The sequence below is a fragment of the Sporomusa intestinalis genome, assembly GCF_055383785.1.
Genome location: NZ_AP042390.1, coordinates 1,805,976 through 1,825,673 on the forward strand (window position 1 = coordinate 1,805,976; position 19,698 = coordinate 1,825,673).

Genomic DNA, 19,698 nt, shown 5'->3' on the forward strand with positions numbered 1-19,698 from the left:
TTAGATAAGCAAAGGGTCAGGCACCGGGCCTGACCCTTTTGTTCATTGCGCTATGGTCTTATTCCAGTTCTACCACTATCTGGGCATTGGCGGAAAGCATCACCAGCCCGGCTGAAACCGGGGTGGCATCGGCCATCAGGCTTTTGCTGTACACACGGCCGGCCAGTTCCGGCGATTGCAGATTGATGCCGGTTTCGGTAACACTTTTAACCCGGACAATCCGTTTATTTAAGGTTGCGGCAACCGCTTCGGCTTTGCTCATCGCGTCGCGGACGGCCTGGGCCAGGGCGGCGTTTTTAATCTCGGACTCGTCTTTTTTGCCAAAACGGATGTTGTTGACCTGATTGGCGCCGGCTGTAAGCGCCGTATCAATAATTTCACCGGCCTGTTCCGGCGCAGCGGTTACGGTAATGCTGTTGGTAATTTGATAGCCGATAATGCTGGGCAGGCGGCGGCCATTGTCATCATTTTTGTAGAGCGGCGTTACCGTATAGTGCGCCGTTTTTATGTATTCAGGCTTAATTCCCAGGTCAGCCAGCTGGCGGCGCAGGTTGGCCGAGATCTCAGCATTCTTGGTCTGGGCAGCGGTCACCGTAGCCGCTTCCGTCAGAGTCCCCAGATTGATATAGGCGATATCGGGCGCCATTTCCGCCTGGTGGCTGCCGCCTACCTGAACTTCGGTAATGTTGGGATTTTTCTCGGCCGCCAGCGCCGCCGGCAGCGCAACTGTCATAATTAGCAGCGCCATGGTTAAAACTTTAATGAATTTATACATGTGTGATCAACTCCCTTTGCCTATATAAACGCAGGCGCAGAGGGAAAGTAACGCCCGGTAACGGAAATATTGGAAAAAAACCAGGAGGCATTGTTATGGCGCAACTTTCGCCGCGCTGGCAGGCTCTGGCCGGCAGCTTAGGCGTGAATAACCAGGCAGGGGCCGGGGTCCTCCGGTTATTGCTGGACAGTTATCAGCAATATTTCCGGCACTATCATGGCCTTGCTCATCTTAGCGATTGTTTCCGGCAGCTGGATAAGATTAAGCCCCGGTTGCTGCAGCCGGAACTGGTGGAGTATAGTTTATGGTTTCATGATATTGTCTGTGTACCCGGGGCCGCAGGCAATGAATTTTTAAGCGCTGCCGCGGCCCGGCAGGCGGCGGCTGAGCTTGGTCTGCCGGCCCGGTTCGGCCGCCAGGCGGTTCGTCTCATTCTGCCGACAGATCACCGGCAGGCTGCCGGCAGCCGCGACGGAGCATATCTGGCCGATATTGACCTGGCGGTGCTCGGGCGGGCCGAGGCGGGTTTTTTTGCTTACGAGCGGCAGATCAGGACTGAATACGGCTATTTGTCTGACGCTGACTATTGCCAGGGGCGTCAGCAGGTTATTCAACAGTTGCTTAAGCGGGAGGCAATCTATCAAACCCCGTTTTTCCGGGAACGGTACGAACAGGCCGCGCGCAGGAATCTATTGGCGCTCAGCGAACAGCTCAGGCTTAATAACCGATAGCGGCACCGTCACCGCGCGGATCAGAACCGCCGTGTTTTACGTTGGTAACAGGGTGAATCAGGATCGCCCCGGCATGGCCCATAATATCATCAAAATCCCCGACAGTTTGGACCGGATGACCCCGGGCGGCAAGCTGACCGGCTACTGCCGGCGGCACCCGTCTTTCCAGCCTGACATTATTGGCCGCCGCGCCCCAGCTGCGGCCATAGAGCCAGCGGGGGGCAGCGATTGCCGCCTGGACAGCAAAGCCGAAATCGATAATTCTTGTCACCAGGGCGGCCTGGGTTTGCGGTTGGCCTTCGCCGCCCATCGTTCCATACACCAGGTAGGGCTTATGATCTTTTAGCAGCATGGCCGGATTGAGGGTGTGGAAGGTCCGCTTGCCCGGGGCCAGACAGTTTACATGCGCCGGATTCAGGGAAAAATAGCTGCCCCTGTTTTGCAATAATACGCCTGTTCCCCGGGGGATAATGCCTGAGCCGAAATCATAATAAATACTTTGAATAAGCGAAACGGCATTGCCGCCGTTATCCACCACCCCCAGCCAGACCGTATCACCGCCCGGGTCTAGGGCGGTAATCCCGCCGGCGGCGCGGCTCATATCAATACGGGCGGCCAAATCGCAGCCATGCTGCCGGGAAAGCAGCGGGCCTAGCGGTATGTTGGCGAAATCAGGGTCTGTCAGCCACCTGTCCCTGTCGGCAAAGGCCTGCTTGGTGGCTTCAATGAGCAGGTGATAATAAGCGGCTGTTCCCTCGCCGAGGGCGGAAATGTCAAAATTATTGAGGATGTTCAGCAGGGATAGTGAGGCCAGGCCCTGGGTATTAGGCGGCAGGTTATAGGCCTGATAGCCCCGGTAGTCTACACTGAGGGGCGGCACCCAGTCGGCCGTGTGGCGCTTAAAATCGTCAAGGGCCAGTACGCCTCCGTGGGCCTGCAATTCCGATACCAGCCGGGCTGCGATTGTCCCCTGATAGAATTCGCCGGCCCCTTTGGCCGCTATCAGCTTCAGCGTGGCGGCAAGGTCCTGCTGGCGGAATAATTCGCCGGTTTGATAGGGGCTGCCGTCTGCTTTCAGGAATAGGCGCCGGAACTCGGCATAGCAGCTCTGGCTGCCAAACCGGGTATTCGCCGGCGCCAGCGCCGCCAGTGTCCATTTTGCCTGGCCGGGGGTAACCGGGAAGCCGTTGTGGGCATAATCAATGGCTGCCGCCAGCAGGTCCGGCCAGGGACAGCGGCCGGCCAGGTGCTGCCGGGAATACTCATAGGCCTGCTGCCAGCCGGAAATGATGCCCGGCACCGTATTGGCCGCCAGATAACCGCGGGTGGGGATTGTCCCATAGCCCTGCGAACGATAGTAGTCAATTGTGGCATAGCTGCCGGCCCGGCCGCTGGCATTCAGGCCTTTCACCTCCGCGGCGCCGGCATTATAGATAAGCCAGAAGTTGTCGCCGCCGATCGAATTCATATGAGGGTAGACAACACTAAGGGTAGCGGCGGCGGTAATTGCCGCTTCTACCGCGTTACCCCCCTGCTTGAGCATAGTCAAAGCTGCCTGGGAGGCAAGCGAGTGGGGCGTGGTTACCATACCGTGGGGCGCCATTGCAGTTGTCATACTGTAACCTCCTCCTACTGTTACTAGATTAGATAAGGGGAGTTACCGCCGGCCGCGGCTGGCTGCCGGTATTGCTGCCGGCGAGGACCTGGAGCGCCGCGCTCAGGCGTCTGATGCCTTCCAGCAGGCGTTCTTCCGGATGGGTGGCAAAGCACAGGCGCAGCTCGCCGGTGCCGGCAGCGTCGGCATAAAAGGCCTCACCGGGAACGAAAGATACCCCCGTTTTGCCTGCTTCATGCAAGAGCTGCCTGGTCAGGAACCCCTGGCTCAGGGTGCACCAGAAGTAAAAGCCGCCTGCCGGCAGGGTGAAAGCGAGGTGCGGGCTGCAGTATTGCTCCAGGGCGCCGGCCATTAAGTCCCGGCGCTTTGTGTATTCCGCGCGGACTGTGTGCAAATGGTCCTCAAGCAGGCCGGCGGCCAGATAATCAAAGAGCAGCTTTTGGGACAGATTGCTGCTGTGCAGGTCTATGTATTGCTTTTCCAGGGCAAACCGGTTAATTACGGTCTCCGGCGCCGCCACCCAGCCTGTGCGCAAACCGGGAAAAAGAATCTTGGAGAAAGTGCCGAGGGCGATGACGCCGCCAAATGGATCAAGGGCTTTAAGCGAAGGCGGGGGCTGTCTGTCGTAATATAATTCGCCGTAGGGATCATCCTCAACAATGACCAGACGGTGTTTGGCCGCAATTTCTAATAGTCTACGCCGTTCCGCCAGTCCCATAACCCGGCCGGTGGGATTTTGAAAGGTCGGCATAACATAGAACAGTTTGGGCCGGTAACGGACAAGATAGTCTTCCAGCAGTTCAAAGGGCAGGCTGTTTGCCGCCGGCAGGCTGAGCAAACGGGCCCCGGCGGCGCTGAATACCTGGATGGCGCCAAGATAGGTGGGAGCCTCAACAATTACATAGTCTCCCGGTTCCAGAAAAACTTTAGTAATTAAGTACAGGCCCTGTTGGGAACCGCTTACGATCATAGTATTTTCCGCCGTTATGTCATAGCCCTTTGTTAGCAGCCTGTCTGCCAGCATACGGCGGAGCGGCATGTAGCCCTCGGTTGGGATATGTCCCAGTTCGGCGGCGCTGAGGAGGGAGGACTGCCGGCCAAACAGCCGGTGAAAGTGCCCAAGCGGATAGAGGGCCGGATCAGGCATACCGGCTGCCAGGGAAATGCTGTCGTCTGTGTAGGCTGATGCTATCAGTTCCCGTAAAATGGAGGACAGCTGCGTATTGGGACTGGGGGTAAATAACTGTGACCAGGGAATAGACGGGGGGGACGGCGGCGATGGCAGCAAATCGGCCACATAAGTACCGCTGCCCACTTTGGTGATAATGAGGCCCTGTTCCTCCAACAGCCGGTAAGCGTTGATTGCTGTTGTCCGGCTAACCTGCAAAAGAGCAGCCAGTTCCCGTTCCGGCGGCAGTTTACTGCCAGGCGGCAGCAGGCGGCTGTTGATTTTTTCTGCCAGCAGGCCGGCAATCTGCTTATAGAGCGGTGTTTTCGTTCCAACGGTAAGCAACCGGTTAGCAAAAATCCTGGATATATCCATTTTTAAAAATAACTCCCTAATATCCAATTATCTGTATCTGAATTAAGAATTGGATATTTACAATGTTTTTCCTGCCAGGTAATATAAAATAAATTACAAAAGGTGGTGTGGTTATGGAAGAGTACAGGCAAGGGGTGCGGGACAGCCTGCCGGTTATGCTGGGGGTCGTGCCTTTTGGCATTACCTGCGGGATAATGGGCCTTGCTGCAGGCCTTACGCCTGTGGAAACAGTCCTGATGTCATTGCTGGTATTTGCCGGTGCAGCCCAATTTATTGGCATTACTATGTTAGGCGCAGGGGTTACCGGCTGGGGACTTATTGTATTTACTACCTTGTTGATCAATCTGCGGCATTTGCTGATGGGGATGTCTTTGGCGCCATATCTGTTGAAGCTGCCGCTCGCCCGGCAGTTGCTGCTGACTTTTTCCCTGACAGACGAAGCCTACGCCGTTACCATGAGCCGTACGGACCGGGAAGGGTATAATGCCAATTACCAGATGGGAAGCAGCTGGGCTTTTTATTTTATTTGGGCGGCATCGACAACGGCCGGCGTGCTGGTAGGGCGCCATATACCTGACCCGCTGGCCTGGGGACTTGATTTTGCCATGCCGGCCACTTTTTTGGCTATGCTGGTGCCGCGGCTGACTAACTATGTCAGCCTCGCGGTCTGTTCAGTGGCTGCGGTTGTGGCCGTAGCGGGAGCCGTATACCTGCCCGGGAAATGGTATATCATAGCCGCCTGTTTGGCAGCAAGCATAACAGGCGGCTTATTGGAAAAGGAGGACAAGCATGCGGTCTGAAATTATACTGATTATCCTGGGGATGGCGGCTGTTACCTTCTTGACAAGGTTTGGGGCGGTTGCCTTATTAAAACGAACCGGTCTGCCATCCTGGTTTGAACGCTGGTTTAAGCATCTGCCGACTGCGGTTTTAACGGCGTTGATTGTGCCGGGGGTAGTTTTACCGCAAGGCTGGATTGATCTGTCAGTGCATAATCATTATCTCCTTGCCGGAATCGTGACGGCATTGGCGGCTTATCTGTGCCGGAATGCCATACTTACAATGGGGCTGGGGTTGATCTCGATACTGTCGCTGCGGTGGCTGGGTATATAGAGACTGTATTGCGGCCGGCATTTTTAGCGTATTGCAGCGCCTGTTCAACCTGGGTAATGAGCTGCTGCACCAATATGGGCTCACCCGTATAGGTGCTGATGCCGATGCTGACCGTGAGCTTATGGCCGGGCTGATGTTCTTCATCAGGAAAGGGAAGTTTTTCAATGCTGGCCCGCAGTCTGTCAGCAGCGGCCATTGCCTGGGGCTTGTTAACATCAGGCAGGATAATAATAAACTCTTCGCCGCCAAACCGTCCGGCCAAATCGCTACTGCGTATATAGGTTTTCAGTAAGGTGGAGATGGTTACCAGCACTTCATCGCCCCGGGTAAAGCCGGAGCGGTCATTGTAATGCCGGAAATGGTCAATATCCAGCATCAACACGCTGAGCGAGCCGCCATTGGCAGCTACCCTGGCCATGGCTTCATCCAGCAGCCTGATCGACTGGCTGGTGTTGCACAGACCGGTTTTACAGTCAATAAGGGCCGCCTGTTCCAGGATATTTTGCACATGGGCAAGTTCAGCGGCTTTATTTTTCAGTTTGGCGGTCATCAGATCCAGGTCTTTTTCCGTCTCACTGATGATGCCGACAGGCAGACGGTACAGCAGGGTATTGGTTAACAGGCCCAGGCCGACAAAGATACCAACTAAGAGTATGGTAGACATAATAACAGGAGCCGCTGTGACTGTCAGCTCAACGTAGCCGTAGGCTGTACCGTGGACAATGATATCTGCGCGTTTCGTTATATCGAATATTGATGGGGAAGAAGCCGGGGCTGAGTTTTCACCGGCCAGCCGGTTGACAGCAATCGTAAGCTGCTTGATATTAGGCTGGTGCTGGTAGGCCGAGGCCAGCTTGTTAAGCTGCTGCTGGTTGTGCTGCTGCCCGTAAGGGGGGCTGCTGATGATGGCCTGCGCTTCCCGGGCAATTTGCTGCGTGAGGGCTGCAGTTTCGGACTGTTTGGCTTTCCAGGCCCAGCCGAGATAAGTCAGCGGCGTGCACAAAGAAATTAAAAGGCCGGTAATTAAGGCCAGGACAAACATGCGGGTTGCCAGTGGTTTACCGATTTTTTTTTCTTTCGGCATAGGTCCCTCCATATAAGAACTTGACTACTTGTTACTATACTATATGCTTCCCTAATTTAAGTTGACACATCTTTGTAATATGTAAACTTAAATAATAGTGGCGATTGCCCGGCAGACTGCATAGGATATGGTGTAGGAAATCTTTTTTTTGGAGGTGCGACAACCTATGCCGATTAGTGAAGAAGAACGTAAATCTAAACATCACCACCACAATAAACCCCGGCCCAATATGCCGCATGTGCATACTTATCTTACTGAAGTTGATGTCGCTGATGATCATCAGCATATTATTCTGGGCGTGAGCGGTCCGGCCCGGGAACGGGGCAGGTGCCATGTTCACCGAATCCATGGCCGGACTTCATTTATCGTCGAGGAAGGCGTATGCGGCCACTGGCATACGGAAGATGTCATGACAGGCCCGGCTATTGAAATGCCTGACTGTAGTCATGTTCATTATTTCGATGGCACGACCAGTGAAGAGGATAAGCATTGCCATAGCTTTACCGGTGCCACCGGTCTTGGGCCATCTGACCGCGACACTGATGAAGATGACTGTTGTGACCATGACGACGATGACTGCTGTGATGACGATGATGATTGCTGCGACGATCATGACGACTGCTGCGATGATGACGATGACTGCTGTGATCTGCCTAAATATAAATACAAATACAAGTATGGCAAGCGGCCGGAAGAAGAATAACAGCTTGCGAAAACAGCCTTCAGCACTAGTGCAGAAGGCTGTTTTTTCGGCTGTAAACGTGTGCGTTGGCTATTGACCGGTACCGCCGCAGGCGCTAAACTAGAAACTAAGCAGGCCGGTAAAAGATTACAGCACTTTGCGGTATTGGCGATGTATTTACTATGGCTTTATAATAAATGGTCTGAACAAATTATGTGAATTAGGGGAAGCTATAAGAGTTAAAATAAATAAGGAGGATTAATTAATGGAGTTATGGTTTACGGAATATCAAACTGAAAATTTGGGTCTTACCGCGCGGATTAAGGAAACCCTGTATGCCGGCAGGTCGGAATATCAGGAGGTTGCGGTAGTTGACTCGCTGGAGTTTGGGCGGATGCTGGTGCTGGACGGCGTATTCCAGACTTCGGTTTTTGATGAGTTTATCTATCATGAAATGATTGCCCATGTACCGTTGTTTGTGCATCCTGATCCCAAAACGGTTCTGGTCATCGGCGGGGGCGACGGCGGGACCGTCCGCGAAGTCGTTAAGCATCTGTCGGTTGAAGTGGTGGAGATGGTGGAAATTGACGGCCTGGTTGTGGACGTCAGCAAAAAATACCTGCCAGAGATCAGCGTGGCTTTAAATGACAACCATCCTAAGCTGCGGCTGAAAATTGGGGACGGGATAAAGCATATACAGGAAGTGGAAAACAAATATGATGTGATTATCGTAGACTGCTCTGATCCCATCGGACCGGGGGAAGGGCTGTTTACCCGCGCCTTTTATCAGAATGTACATAAGGCTCTCAAGCCTGACGGCTTGTTCGTACAGCAGACAGAATCACCTTTTTTTCATCAGGACCTGATTAAACGGCTTAAGGCTGACATCTCGTCCCTGTTCCCCGTTACCCGCCTGTATTTGGCGAATATCCCGCTCTATCCAAGCGGGCTGCATTGCTTTACCATCGGCTCCAAACAATATGATCCCAGCCAGGCCGAGCTGAACCGAATTCCGGAAAACCTGGGCACCCGCTATCACAACCGGGAGATTCAAAAAAGTTGTTTCGCTTTACCAACCTTTGTGCAGGCTTTATTAAAATAAGTGCAGTAAAAAAGCGAGCCGGCCGGCTCGCTTTTGACATTACTGCAGGTTTTCAGGATTCAAGCCTGCCAGCTCAGGCAGGGTAAAACGCCCGTCCTTGCGAATCAGCTTGTCATCAAACCGGATTTCGCCACCGCCGAAGGCCGGGTTCTGGATGCAGACCAGGTCCCAGTGAATCGCTGATTTATTGCCATTGAAGGCGACATCGTAGGCGTTGCCGGGGGTGAAATGGAAACTGCCTTTAATTTTTTCGTCAAATAAAGTATCTTTCATCGGGTTATCAATGTAAGGATTGACACCTAAGGCAAATTCGCCGATAAAGCGGGCACCTTCATCGGTATCGAATATCTTGTTGATTTTCTCCGTGGCGTTGGCTGTGGCTTTGACAATTTTCCCGGCTTTAAATTCGAGGCGGATGTTTTCATAAGTGAATCCCTGGTATACAGCCGGCGTATTATAGGTAATAACACCATTCACAGAATCCCTGACAGGCGCAGTATATACCTCGCCGTCGGGGATATTTCTGAGGCCGGAGCATTTTACCGCCGGAATTCCCTTGATGGAAAAGGTAAGCTCGGTTCCGGGGCCGGTAATACTCACTTTGTCAGTTTGTTCCATGAGGCTGACCAGCGGGTCCATAGCTTTCGCCATTTTGCCATAATCCAGGTTGCACACATTGAAATAAAAGTCCTCAAATGCTTCGGTGCTGGTGCCGGCCGACTGTGCCATGGAGGCATTGGGCCAGCGCAGGATGCACCATTTGGTTTGGGGGACGCGAATATCAAGATGCACCGGCTTTACCCAGTCCTGCTGGTAACGCTGCAGCTGGGCGGCGGGAACATCGGCCATTTCTGTGATATTAAAGCTGGCTCTGATCGCAATATAGGCATCCATCTCGCGCATCCGGGCCTCTTCCCAGGTCGCTGCCAGCCGGAGTTGCTCACTGGTCGCATGCAGCAGCAAGGCCCGCTGCAACTGGCTGTTCTTAAGCTCCAGAAAGGGGATGCCGCCCACTGCATAAGCCTCATCTACCAGGGCCTTAGCCAGCGGCAGGGCATCGTCAAACATCTCGATTAATATTTTTTCACCCCGTGCAAGGCCGGTTGAGTAACCAATCAGGTTTTTGGCAAGTGTTTTTATCCGTGGGTCCAAGGGGTTACCTCCTTATATGATTTTTGTTGATATATATCAGTATTTGATGTTTTAACAAAAATATCCTTTTATTTATCAAGGATTTCCGCTAGGCGGCAATTGACAATAAAAATATAAACGACTACTTGCATTTTTAATTTACCTAGTATATAATTCATTATGTTATAAGATTCCTCGATAGCTCAGTTGGTAGAGCAATCGGCTGTTAACCGATCGGTCGTAGGTTCGAGTCCTACTCGAGGAGCCATCTGGCCCGTTGGTCAAGCGGTTAAGACACCGCCCTTTCACGGCGGTAACAAGGGTTCGATTCCCTTACGGGTCACCATCTTCGTTGATTCGAGGTTCGATAGATCGCGAGTTCGAAAGGAACGAACTGACGAACGAAGCGAACCCACGAATACGGGCGATTAGCTCAGCCGGGAGAGCGCCTGCCTTACAAGCAGGATGTCGGCAGTTCGATCCTGTCATCGCCCACCATACAAAGAGAAGCTTGCAGTTTAGGCGCAAGCTTCTCTTTGTGTTTATTTGTGAAAAATTCGGCAATCTCTGCTTACTTTGCAGGAAAAGTCTGAATTTTGGCGAATTGTGTCAAAAAAAGGTGGTGACAAGTCTTGCTTTCCGGACGTAAGAATAAAATGGTGTCAGGGCTGGTTGGCACCATTCTGATAACGATAATCGGCGGCTTGATTGTTAATTATTTTAATTATCAATATCGGCTGGTAATGGCTGACGAGCGGGAGCGTCTGGCGGTGGCGGCCAATTACCTTGATATGTATTTTGATACCAGACTGGCGGGAATCAAGATGTTAGCTGCCTGTCCGGGGGTTAAAAGCCTTGAGCCTGATCTGGTACAAGGCGATTTATTGACCGCAATGGATGTGCTCGGCCTGGCTAATCTGGCTGTATATGACCGGAGCAGCCGCCTGGTTGCCGGCAGGGGGCGGATTGCAGACGCCGGCGGGTTATTGCCCCGGCAAGAGCATAATGCGGATTTTAAGGCTGTCCTGGCGGGAAAGGTTGTGGTCTCCGACCGGATGGTTTACGGAAATCTGGAGAATGCTTATATCAGCATATTAGTTCCCATTACCGACGACCGTGACCAGGTAACCGGAATCCTGTCAGCGCAGGTGCCTGTCCGGGAAGTAAGTGTGTCAGTCCTGCAGGAACAGATGCCGGAAAACCAGTATATTTTTGTTATCGACAGCAGTGCCCAGGTAGTCCATCACCCCCGGCTGGCAGATCTTTATCCTGAAAACGCTTCCTACAGAGAGCAGTTTGCCCGCATGCTGAACGAGCCGGCAGGGACAATGGAGTTCAATTCGTTTTTGGATGGCATGGATAAAGTATTCATATATACAGACCTGAACAATGCCGACTGGCGAATCATTATGGTTATGCCGCTTAATACCCTGCATGCCAGAGTTCTGAGCAAATCGCTGGAAGATGCGGCTAGCTTCTTTTTTCTAGCTATTTGCTTTGGACTTTTATACGGTGTCTGGCGTCAGGCCAAGCGGCATGAGCGGGAGCGGGAACAGCTGCGGCTGGAGCGGATGGTCTGTGTTAATCAGTTAGCCGCCGGTATTGCCCATGAAATCAGAAATCCGCTTACGGCAATAAAAGGCTTTATTCAGCTGATGGCGCGGCGCAATGACCGGCCGCCGCGAGCAGAGCACCTGGATATTATCGTTGATGAAATCGGCCGAATAGACAGTTTGATTAGTGAATTCCAAATGCTGGCGAGACCGCCGAAAGAACCATTGTTTGAAAAGGTGAACATTTGTAAGCTGCTGCAGGATGTTACCCTGTTGATGGAGGGACAGCTGCATAGTAAAAATGCGGTTGTCACGGTAAAACTGCCGCCGTTAGGCTGTGTTACCGTCGGCGATATCTGCCAGCTTAAACAGGTATTTATTAATTTATTGAAAAATGCTGTGGAAGCGGTGCCTTATGCGGGGCGGGTCATTGTATCCATGGGCCGGCAGCAGGGAATGATGGCGATAACAATAGAAGATAACGGCAACGGCATCCCCCGGGAAATTGTTGAGAAACTGGGAACTCCCTTTTTTACGACGAAGGAATATGGCACAGGGCTTGGTTTATCCGTATGCTACAGTATTGTGCAGAACCATGGCGGCAGGATTATCGTTGACAGTCAGGTGGGCCAAGGCACTGTCTTTACTGTCCTATTGCCGGCGGCAGGGGATGAAAGCGTGGTGCTGACCGTAGATAAGCAATGCAATTTTGGTGTATGAGATTTGAGCATTATCCGCACTTCTTTAGCCTGTAAGAAAGTATGACTTTCCGCCTGGATAAGGGCGACATCGGCTTCCGCTGCCGCTAAGGCTCGGCGCAAGCCGTGTTTCTTTATCATTTAGATAGGTGGACTTCGAGATTAAATATAAGCAGAGCCCCTGATCCGGACTTCACAACTGTCCAACATCAGGGGCTCGGTTCATATAGGCCTTCACTTTTTCTTCCTATGACAAGATCGGCAGAGCGGGTTTGCGAAAGGCTGTGTTTTAATCAGGCAAAGTTAACGCTTAAACAGCCTGCCGGGCAAAAATGAGGCCAGGGCCAGACCGACAAGCGGCAATACTGACAATACGGTAAATACGCTGGGGACGCCGAAATGGTCGGCGATATAGCCTAAAATAGTAGCCCCGATGCCGCCCAGACCGATGCTGAAACCAATCGTCAGGCCTGAAGCCATGCCGACATAGCCGGGCATCATTTCCTGGGCGAGAACTACTGTTGTGGCAAAGGAGGATATGAGGGCCAGGCCGGTTAAGGCCAGTATGAGCAAGGTCGCAAAACCGCTGGAGTATTGAAATAAACTGATTAGCGGCAAGGTGGCGAGTATAGAACCCATAATAACTGTCTTGCGGCCAAAACGGTCGCTCAACGCCGCGCCGGCATAGGTGCCGACAACCCCGGCGAAAAGGAAAACGGCTAAAAGATAGCTGGCATATACCGGGCTGCCTGATAAAAATTCAATATAGTACATTGGTATATAGGTAGTCAGGCCGGTATGAATGCTGGATCTTACAAATATAAAGCCCAGGAGGACGGCGAGCAGGCTGTAGTTTAGCGGCCGGCTTGCGACTGCCGCCGGCTGGGAAGCAGCGGCTGACTGCACGACCGGTTGCTGCGGGGAAAGGGCCTGAAGGTTGGTATACAGCAAGAATGACATGATTAACCCCGGGATGATGAAATATAAGGTGTTTGTTAATACGCCCGGGGCATTAAGCGCTATTGACATTGCGATGGAGCCGAGGGCCAGCCCCAGATTGCCGCCCACTGAAAATAGGCCCATGCTGCGGCCCTTGGTTGCCGCATTGCTAATAAGGTGGGTGGACTTCGAGGCCTGCGGGTGAAAGCAGGCAATTCCCAAACCACCAATAATTACTGCCAGCAGTAAGGTAGAGTACGAAGGCATGAGGCCGATGACCGCTAAGCCGATGCCGGCAACCAGCACACTGGCGGGGATTAACCACGGTAGTGAAACCCGATCGGTAAGGTAGCCAAATACCGGCTGTATTACGGAGGAGGTTAGATTCTGGACGAGGACAATGACGCCAACCTGGGTATAACTTAGGTTAAAGGCCGTTTTTAGGAAGGGCAGCAATACAGGCAATGCCCCCTGACCGAAGTCGGTAATTAAATGTCCTAATGTTAAAAGAATCAGCGGCTTCGTAAAAAGCTGTTCTTTCTGCTGGTCTTGCGGCATATAACTTCTCCTTTGTATTGCAAAATACTATTTACTAATAATAGGCTCATAAGGTAAAAATATCAAACCCGATAAAAGGCTGTTTTCGGCTGTATGCTGGTATCTGGCGCAATTGTGCCTGCTTTTGGCGCGATTTAAAAAATAGTTGCCATTTTGATACAGGACAGGCTATAATACTGATGACCACAGCGCTGCAGGCCAGAGTGGCCCGATACGCCTCAAGCCTGGGGAGTTTAGGCCTTGGTGCGCAAGCCAGGTTTCTTTACCTGCTTGGATAAGGTATGGTATAATAATGCTGCTGGGAGGCGGTTGCTTATGATGACGACTTTTGGGCTATTGATTGCTGCGCTGGCCGCGTATTGGGTCTATAATGACGCCAAAGGGCGGGGCCAGGAGACCGGAACCGCATTATTGTGGGCTGTGGGAACTCTGGCCGCGCTGGTTGTGTTTTTGCCGTTATATCTGCTGCTTGGACGCAAACAGCCTATGAAACCGCGGCGCAACGACGATATTATCGATATTGAGGCCATACCGGTGGAAGAGACCGTGAAATGCCCGATGTGCGCGAGCCAGGTTAAAGACGATTTTAAGGCCTGCCCTTATTGCGGTTTTGCCCTGAAACCTGCCTGCACTGCCTGCGGCAAGGAGCTGAAGCGTGAATGGCGCCTGTGTCCATATTGCCAGACACCAACTGATGCCAAGTAGGGTTTTTGCCTTGTCTCATAAAAACCTAAAAAAAATAATGATTTTTATTGGACATGATCGATTTGGTATGTTATAATCTTATTCGTGGCTAAGACAACATAACGCGCCCGTAGCTCAGGGGATAGAGCACCGGTCTCCGGAGAATACATTATGGTTAACTGCCGCTGATCTTAGGAAATACCTAAGGTTGGCGGCTTTTGTGTTTTTCTACAGCATAACTCAAGGGTTTACACGCAAAACATTAGTTGTTTCAATTGATTTCGTTCGTTTGGACTATGCTCTTAGTCTCCTACATTATGTAATATAGGGGGATTATAAGGTATGGACATTAGTGAAGCTAAAAAAATATTTTTAGTAGCCAAAAAAGGCGAAAATGTTACCGGGAGAACACTTGGGACATATGAAGAAACTTTTAAAAAATTCAGCATATACCTCTATGAGCAAAATCTATATGATATCTCTATGGTTAACACAGAGCATATCCGGGAATTTATCGTTGGGCTTAAAGAAGGACGTAGGGGGATAACCCTACATAAACACTTTAGAGCACTTAGGACATTCTTTCTATTCTTATTTCAAGAGGATTACATTGATTACAATCCAATGAAAACGATAAAGCCTCCTAAAGTTGAAAAAAAGGTCATGCGCACGTTTACGGCAGCAGAAATATCGAAGCTACTAAATGCTTTCGATAGAACTACATATTTTGGTATGAGAAACTATGTAATTATGGCGATGTTCTTCTCTACGGGGATGCGCAAAAGAGAACTTATAAACCTAACATTAGCTGACCTAAATATAACCAGTGACCTCATAAGAATTGATGGAAAAGGTCAAAAAGAACGTCTTGCTCCTGTCAGTAGAACACTACGGAGAGCATTAAAGCAATACATAAGAATGCGTAGTGAGTTTCTTAAGGATGAAACTTGTGATTGGCTTTTTATAACTCCTAGAGCAGAACGAAAGATGACCGATAGTTGTTTAAATATGTTGTTTGCGAAACTTAAGAAGGAACTTAAGCTTGTTGGTGAGAAAATCTCTAGTCATACGTGGAGACATACATTCGCAAAGAACTATCTGCTGAATGGTGGAGATATTTTTAGTCTACAGGAGATCCTTGGTCATGCGGATATAGAGACTACAAAGATTTATCTAAATCTTAATGAGAAGGAGATCAAGATGCAACATGCTAAGTATAACCCCTTGGATAATAAGGATTGGTTGTACTAAAGATAAAACAGTGGTGATAAGCCACTGTTTTTTTGTTTGGAGGGAGCGATATAGCCAGTCATTCCAAAGTCTCACCATGAGGCTTAAACCCGCGATATACGTTATACATACCCTGGGTGTGTTGCGCTGTACCGAAAGCCACTTCTCCTATAAGGTACGGGTCGTATTGTGTGTCCTTGGTGTAATTCTATATTTTATTCAATGAAATCAGCGATAATATTTGGGGGTAATACAAACATACCAGGGGATAAACTTATTGTTCAAAACCATTGTTTAATATATAGAATTTGAGCATAGAAGTGATATTTTAGCGTGACGGGACGTTATATCCCGGCGTTTTTATCCTGGTATTTATACAGGGGTGAAGTCCCTCATATTTGCGGTATTGAACCCTTGATTTTCCTAGGTTTATCAGGTAGTAAAATTAAGGTATGGGCTATTCTATCACAACCTTAATTCTACGCAAAATACCCTTAAAAACTATATAAAATATAATGGTTTTGTCATAGTCTTTTTTCGCTGTTGATGAAACTGCCTGTAAATCCTTCCGCTATCGCTACAGGATAAGCGAACTGCGCTTAAAGGATTTAATCAAATTAAGTAAACGATCCAAGTAAAAAAATATTAAATAAGGGCCGCAGCCCATTGACTCCGCAGAGTCAATTACCCCTACTTAAGTATGAACTATAGTATGGGGTTACGGATTGCTTCGCAAACTTTGTTTCGCTTCGCTGCACAAAGTATATTGTTGGCTAAATAAATATTGGATTACAATCCCATAGATAACTTAAGTTATGCTGTCGTTTATCTTTAGTATTCATAAGTAATACTTAAGTACCTATCTTAACTAAAAAGCTTAAAACGCTCTCTTATGCGTTCTCATTTTTTTATCACATGCCTCAAACCCGCGTAAATACTGATGTCCATCAAAACCCCGTTCCCATTTTTATTTGTGTTTATGGAATGGACATTAAGCGGTTAAGATAGAGAGGGAGTCAAGGCATGTTTTTTGCGATTTGCCTAGAAAGGCGAATTAGGTTCTCTAGTGAAATCAACATAAGGTCTTTAGCTTCTTGGGTCATTTGGTTTCCATAAAAATACAAACCTTTATCGCCTTTTAACATAGATATAATTATTTCTAAATCTTGGGCAATATCGTGATTATCTTCAATGGCCTGAACAGAATCATCTGAAATTAAAAGACTATCAATAGAAACACCTAGTCCCTGTGCTAATTTGTTGAGATTATCTAAGCTGGGGTTCCGTCTACCGTTTTCAATGTCAGAAATGAAGGATATTGAAAGTTTTGTATTCTTTGCAAGTTCTTTCAAAGTAAGGTTCCTTTCAACACGCAATGATTTTAACCTTTGTCCAATTTTCATTTTGCACCTCTAATTCCACATTTACTCCTAATGTATAAATACAGTATAATATTTTACTCTGTTAGTGTAAAAGTTCGCTTTGTGCGTAAAAAACAGAAATATTACAATAAATAGAGATTATCTCTGCTATTCTACTTAAATCAGCGTATATGATAAAATTTGGCATAATTTCTAAGTTTATTTTACGCTATAAGAGTAATATAATATACTCAATAAGAGTAAAGGGAGATTGGTAAACACATGGGGACTGAAAGTTGGATTCAAATTATTTGCAATGCTGACTTAAGAGCAATAGTGCCAGAGATTGCGGAGACATTGAAAGATGTGACTGTGGGGACAGCCGTGGAGGATTACGAACAAGGGCTAAACAGGGGTTATTTTTATTAAAACAACACAGGAGGGACAACAAATGAAATTATTTATTAAAAGCCAAAGCGAAACCACCGGAGGAACCCTAATGACCACCACTGATACCTTTGAATCAATCAGCGAAGCGCAGGAAGCCTTAAAAGAAATTATCTTTGATTTAGGCTGCACCGTTATTGATCCAGTAATTACCGATGAAACCGGCAAGCGGTACCATATAACTATTGCAATCAGCGGGGCAGTATAGGGTCATAGGAACAAACAAAAGGGGCTGACGCAGGTCAGCCCTTAGTTATTTTAAGAATTTCTGCATGGCTTGTCGAGCTTTTAACTGTTGATATTGGACATAAGCCTCGGCCAAAAAAGGTAAGCAATCTTTATCATGTAACATCTTCTTTATTTCGCTAGGAATATGATCCATATTATAGGGATTGGTTGTAAGGTAGTCTACAGAACTACCATAGAGTCTAGCGAACTGTTCTAAGTGTTCTTGCTTTGGCCTCTTGATTATATCAGTCTCATACCTGGCTATAACGGCCTGGCTTACCCCTAGTTGGTCTGCAACATAGTCTTGAGTCATTCCTTTTTCTTCGCGAAGGTCTTTTAAGCGTCCACCTAGGGTTTTAGCTATAGATTGCATTAATCATCATCCGTCCTTTAATATCCATTAATAATATTATACTGATTTTTAAAATTAAAATCAATATTTTTTAAAATTTATTCACCTAAGACCTTGATTATGCGCATGAAAGATGATATTATTCGCATAAAGGCAATAAACAAAAGAAAGGAGCTAACCAAATGCTACCAGAGGTCAAGACCGAAGTACCAACCTTCGACTACTCAACCGTCAACCCCGATACCGCAGAGTTTCTTAAGAAAAAAGAATGCACTATCGAAGGTATATTCCACAAAGCTCGTTTTGAAGTCGGCAGGGAACTTAAGGAGGCTCAAGAGTTACTTGCGAAAAATAGGTATGGTTGTTTTATTGAGTGGGCAGAGTCAATTGGGTTTAAAAAACAAACGACATATAACTTAATTAACTACCACAACTTAATCGTCCAACAGTTGGACAGTAAAGATATCATTGAAGAATTACCAAAAAGACTCGCTTATGACATATCATCCCCCTCTGCTCCACCTGAGTTAAAACAAGCGGTACTCAATGGTGACATTACGACTCATAAGGAATATCAAGAGCTTAAGAGACAACTTGAGTTGGAACAGGCCGCTAAAGCCGATGCGGAACAGCGCGTGAACAATCTTGCGAACCAACTGTCGTCAACAACCGAAGAAAACCAAAGACTCCGCGAAGAGAACCTTGAGTTAGCGAATAAGCCTCCGGAAGTAGAAGTGCAAAAGATTATGAAGGGAGTAGAGATATAGGGGTGTGGTTAGATAGAGAGCCTAACTTATGGACTGATGAAAAAGTAGATAAATGTGATTTTGAATATGAAGCTAGAATAATGAAAAGGGCTGCTAGGGAAGCATTTAAAAAATGGAAACCAGCTAATGCAATAATACCGCCTGAAGAACCGATTATTAATCCCAACAATGTTCCTTATCATATTTGGCAAGATAAGAATATTAACGAAATGTCAAATCAGGATATAGAATCTGAAATTATTTCTGATAGTGAGTTGATGAATTTTATATTACAGGACTTGACTCCTATCGAAAAGAAAATCATACTTCTACATAATGTCGAAGTTACTATTAAACGTGGTCGCAAAGGTATGATCGGAAAAAAAATAGACTTTAGGCAAATTGCAAAAATGCTTAATATGCCTAAATCAACAGTATCGGACTATCATAATTATGCTAAAGAAAAAATCAAGAAAAAATTTAAGGAATTCAAATTAGATAACCGATATGATAGACCCAATATATATGAATTTCTAGTAACTAATATTAAAGCACATTCTGAGTGCAATACTAAATTAGAACCTGTTTACCTTTTTGAAATGAGAAAGGGCAATAAGCATTGCACAAGAATAAAAAGATTACATGCTGCCTTTAATGACCTTTATACAGTATGTCCTGGAAATTACTGCAGTAAATTTGGTGAAATTACATGTAGTAGGACTGGAGATAAGTCATTAGATAAACAATTAACTTATTTTAGCTATACTGATAAGGTTAAAGGCAAACAAATAGTAATTAATAAATATTACTATAACGAAATTCTTGCGATTTATCCCAATGGGCCAGATAAACATAAGGGCTGTGAGCAACAGGTGTTTGATAAAAGATCAGTCAAAATAGATGAACGGCGACAGCTAGAATTGAAATACTTAAATGCACGAGATAAATGGTTAGACGCAAAACCCAATGGAAAAAATTATAGAGATTATTACCTTGAAATGGAGAAATACAAAAAAATAATTGACAATGGTAGTTAATTCATGTTATAATAAATTTTCGGACAAAATGCAATTTTCCCGACATATATTATTGAAAGGTAAAAACTCTGTTGCGATAGCGGCAGGGT

At 47.9% G+C, this 19,698-nt stretch carries 19 protein-coding genes and 3 tRNA genes; 14 read left to right on the top strand and 8 right to left on the bottom strand.

The window, feature by feature from the left end:
* Nucleotides 1-58: 58 nt before the first annotated feature.
* Nucleotides 59-775 (bottom strand): SIMPL domain-containing protein, encoded by a 717-nt coding sequence (locus tag ACZ481_RS08125; protein ID WP_464769650.1) that lies wholly within the window; start codon nt 773-775, stop codon nt 59-61.
* A gap of 95 nt (nt 776-870) precedes the next feature.
* On the opposite strand from ACZ481_RS08125, the gene ACZ481_RS08130 reads away from it, so the two are divergent.
* Nucleotides 871-1,506: an HD domain-containing protein gene (locus ACZ481_RS08130; protein ID WP_464769651.1), complete on the top strand. Its 636-nt coding sequence runs from the start codon at nt 871-873 to the stop codon at nt 1,504-1,506.
* Here the strand turns inward: ACZ481_RS08130 and ggt are convergent.
* Nucleotides 1,493-3,121, bottom strand: coding sequence for a gamma-glutamyltransferase (gene ggt, locus ACZ481_RS08135; protein WP_464769652.1), 1,629 nt, complete (start codon nt 3,119-3,121; stop codon nt 1,493-1,495). The genes ACZ481_RS08130 and ggt overlap by 14 nt on opposite strands.
* A gap of 28 nt (nt 3,122-3,149) precedes the next feature.
* Nucleotides 3,150-4,664 (bottom strand): MocR-like pyridoxine biosynthesis transcription factor PdxR, encoded by a 1,515-nt coding sequence (gene pdxR / locus ACZ481_RS08140; protein WP_464769653.1) that lies wholly within the window; start codon nt 4,662-4,664, stop codon nt 3,150-3,152.
* A 113-nt stretch (nt 4,665-4,777) separates the two neighbouring features.
* Here pdxR and ACZ481_RS08145 point away from each other — a divergent pair, with 113 nt between their 5' ends.
* Nucleotides 4,778-5,464 carry an AzlC family ABC transporter permease gene (locus tag ACZ481_RS08145; RefSeq protein WP_464769654.1) on the top strand — a complete coding sequence of 229 codons (687 nt, stop codon included), beginning with the start codon at nt 4,778-4,780 and terminating at the stop codon, nt 5,462-5,464.
* Nucleotides 5,454-5,777 carry an AzlD domain-containing protein gene (locus ACZ481_RS08150; RefSeq protein WP_464769655.1) on the top strand — a complete coding sequence of 108 codons (324 nt, stop codon included), beginning with the start codon at nt 5,454-5,456 and terminating at the stop codon, nt 5,775-5,777. Before ACZ481_RS08145 ends, ACZ481_RS08150 begins: the two co-directional genes overlap by 11 nt.
* On the opposite strand, the gene ACZ481_RS08155 is transcribed toward ACZ481_RS08150, so the two are convergent.
* Nucleotides 5,722-6,861, bottom strand: coding sequence for a GGDEF domain-containing protein (locus ACZ481_RS08155; protein WP_464769656.1), 1,140 nt, complete (start codon nt 6,859-6,861; stop codon nt 5,722-5,724). The two genes, ACZ481_RS08150 and ACZ481_RS08155, sit on opposite strands and share 56 nt — an antisense overlap.
* Before the next feature lie 166 nt (nt 6,862-7,027).
* Between ACZ481_RS08155 and ACZ481_RS08160 the strand changes: the two genes are divergently transcribed.
* Nucleotides 7,028-7,564: a YmaF family protein gene (locus tag ACZ481_RS08160; RefSeq protein WP_464769657.1), complete on the top strand. Its 537-nt coding sequence runs from the start codon at nt 7,028-7,030 to the stop codon at nt 7,562-7,564.
* Nucleotides 7,565-7,808: 244 nt separating this feature from the next.
* On the top strand, nt 7,809-8,645 hold the full coding sequence (gene speE / locus ACZ481_RS08165; RefSeq protein ID WP_464769658.1) for a polyamine aminopropyltransferase: 837 nt from the start codon (nt 7,809-7,811) through the stop codon (nt 8,643-8,645).
* Nucleotides 8,646-8,684: 39 nt separating this feature from the next.
* Here the strand turns inward: speE and ACZ481_RS08170 are convergent, their stop codons facing one another.
* Nucleotides 8,685-9,797: an aminopeptidase gene (locus ACZ481_RS08170; RefSeq protein ID WP_464769659.1), complete on the bottom strand. Its 1,113-nt coding sequence runs from the start codon at nt 9,795-9,797 to the stop codon at nt 8,685-8,687.
* Nucleotides 9,798-9,968: 171 nt separating this feature from the next.
* On the opposite strand from ACZ481_RS08170, the gene ACZ481_RS08175 reads away from it, so the two are divergent.
* From ACZ481_RS08175 to ACZ481_RS08190, 4 genes are all read left to right on the top strand, one after another.
* Nucleotides 9,969-10,044 (top strand) — tRNA-Asn (locus ACZ481_RS08175).
* Between the two features lie 3 nt (nt 10,045-10,047).
* Nucleotides 10,048-10,122 (top strand) — tRNA-Glu (locus tag ACZ481_RS08180).
* A gap of 76 nt (nt 10,123-10,198) precedes the next feature.
* A tRNA-Val gene (locus ACZ481_RS08185) sits at nt 10,199-10,274 on the top strand.
* A gap of 134 nt (nt 10,275-10,408) precedes the next feature.
* Nucleotides 10,409-12,049, top strand: a complete 1,641-nt coding sequence (locus ACZ481_RS08190) for a sensor histidine kinase (RefSeq protein WP_464769660.1) — start codon at nt 10,409-10,411, stop codon at nt 12,047-12,049.
* A 281-nt stretch (nt 12,050-12,330) separates the two neighbouring features.
* On the opposite strand, the gene ACZ481_RS08195 is transcribed toward ACZ481_RS08190, so the two are convergent.
* Complete coding sequence (locus ACZ481_RS08195; RefSeq protein WP_464769661.1) at nt 12,331-13,524, bottom strand: MFS transporter; 1,194 nt, start codon at nt 13,522-13,524, stop codon at nt 12,331-12,333.
* A gap of 315 nt (nt 13,525-13,839) precedes the next feature.
* Here ACZ481_RS08195 and ACZ481_RS08200 point away from each other — a divergent pair, with 315 nt between their 5' ends.
* Both ACZ481_RS08200 and ACZ481_RS08205 read left to right on the top strand, forming a co-directional pair.
* Nucleotides 13,840-14,229: a zinc ribbon domain-containing protein gene (locus ACZ481_RS08200; protein ID WP_464769662.1), complete on the top strand. Its 390-nt coding sequence runs from the start codon at nt 13,840-13,842 to the stop codon at nt 14,227-14,229.
* 321 nt (nt 14,230-14,550) lie between these two features.
* Nucleotides 14,551-15,459: a tyrosine-type recombinase/integrase gene (locus ACZ481_RS08205; protein ID WP_464769663.1), complete on the top strand. Its 909-nt coding sequence runs from the start codon at nt 14,551-14,553 to the stop codon at nt 15,457-15,459.
* Between the two features lie 995 nt (nt 15,460-16,454).
* On the opposite strand, the gene ACZ481_RS08210 is transcribed toward ACZ481_RS08205, so the two are convergent.
* The gene (locus ACZ481_RS08210; RefSeq protein ID WP_464769664.1) at nt 16,455-16,841 is read right to left on the bottom strand and encodes a helix-turn-helix domain-containing protein; all 387 of its coding nucleotides are present in this window, start codon (nt 16,839-16,841) and stop codon (nt 16,455-16,457) included.
* Between the two features lie 409 nt (nt 16,842-17,250).
* Between ACZ481_RS08210 and ACZ481_RS08215 the strand changes: the two genes are divergently transcribed.
* On the top strand, nt 17,251-17,454 hold the full coding sequence (locus ACZ481_RS08215) for a hypothetical protein (RefSeq protein ID WP_464769665.1): 204 nt from the start codon (nt 17,251-17,253) through the stop codon (nt 17,452-17,454).
* Nucleotides 17,455-17,499: 45 nt separating this feature from the next.
* Here ACZ481_RS08215 and ACZ481_RS08220 read toward each other — a convergent pair whose 3' ends face one another.
* Nucleotides 17,500-17,847: a helix-turn-helix domain-containing protein gene (locus tag ACZ481_RS08220; RefSeq protein ID WP_464769666.1), complete on the bottom strand. Its 348-nt coding sequence runs from the start codon at nt 17,845-17,847 to the stop codon at nt 17,500-17,502.
* Nucleotides 17,848-18,008: 161 nt separating this feature from the next.
* Between ACZ481_RS08220 and ACZ481_RS08225 the strand changes: the two genes are divergently transcribed.
* Together ACZ481_RS08225 and ACZ481_RS08230 are read left to right on the top strand one after the other, a co-directional pair.
* Nucleotides 18,009-18,593 (top strand): CT583 family protein, encoded by a 585-nt coding sequence (locus tag ACZ481_RS08225; RefSeq protein WP_464769667.1) that lies wholly within the window; start codon nt 18,009-18,011, stop codon nt 18,591-18,593.
* A 2-nt stretch (nt 18,594-18,595) separates the two neighbouring features.
* Nucleotides 18,596-19,609, top strand: a complete 1,014-nt coding sequence (locus tag ACZ481_RS08230) for a hypothetical protein (protein WP_464769668.1) — start codon at nt 18,596-18,598, stop codon at nt 19,607-19,609.
* Nucleotides 19,610-19,698 lie beyond the last annotated feature (89 nt).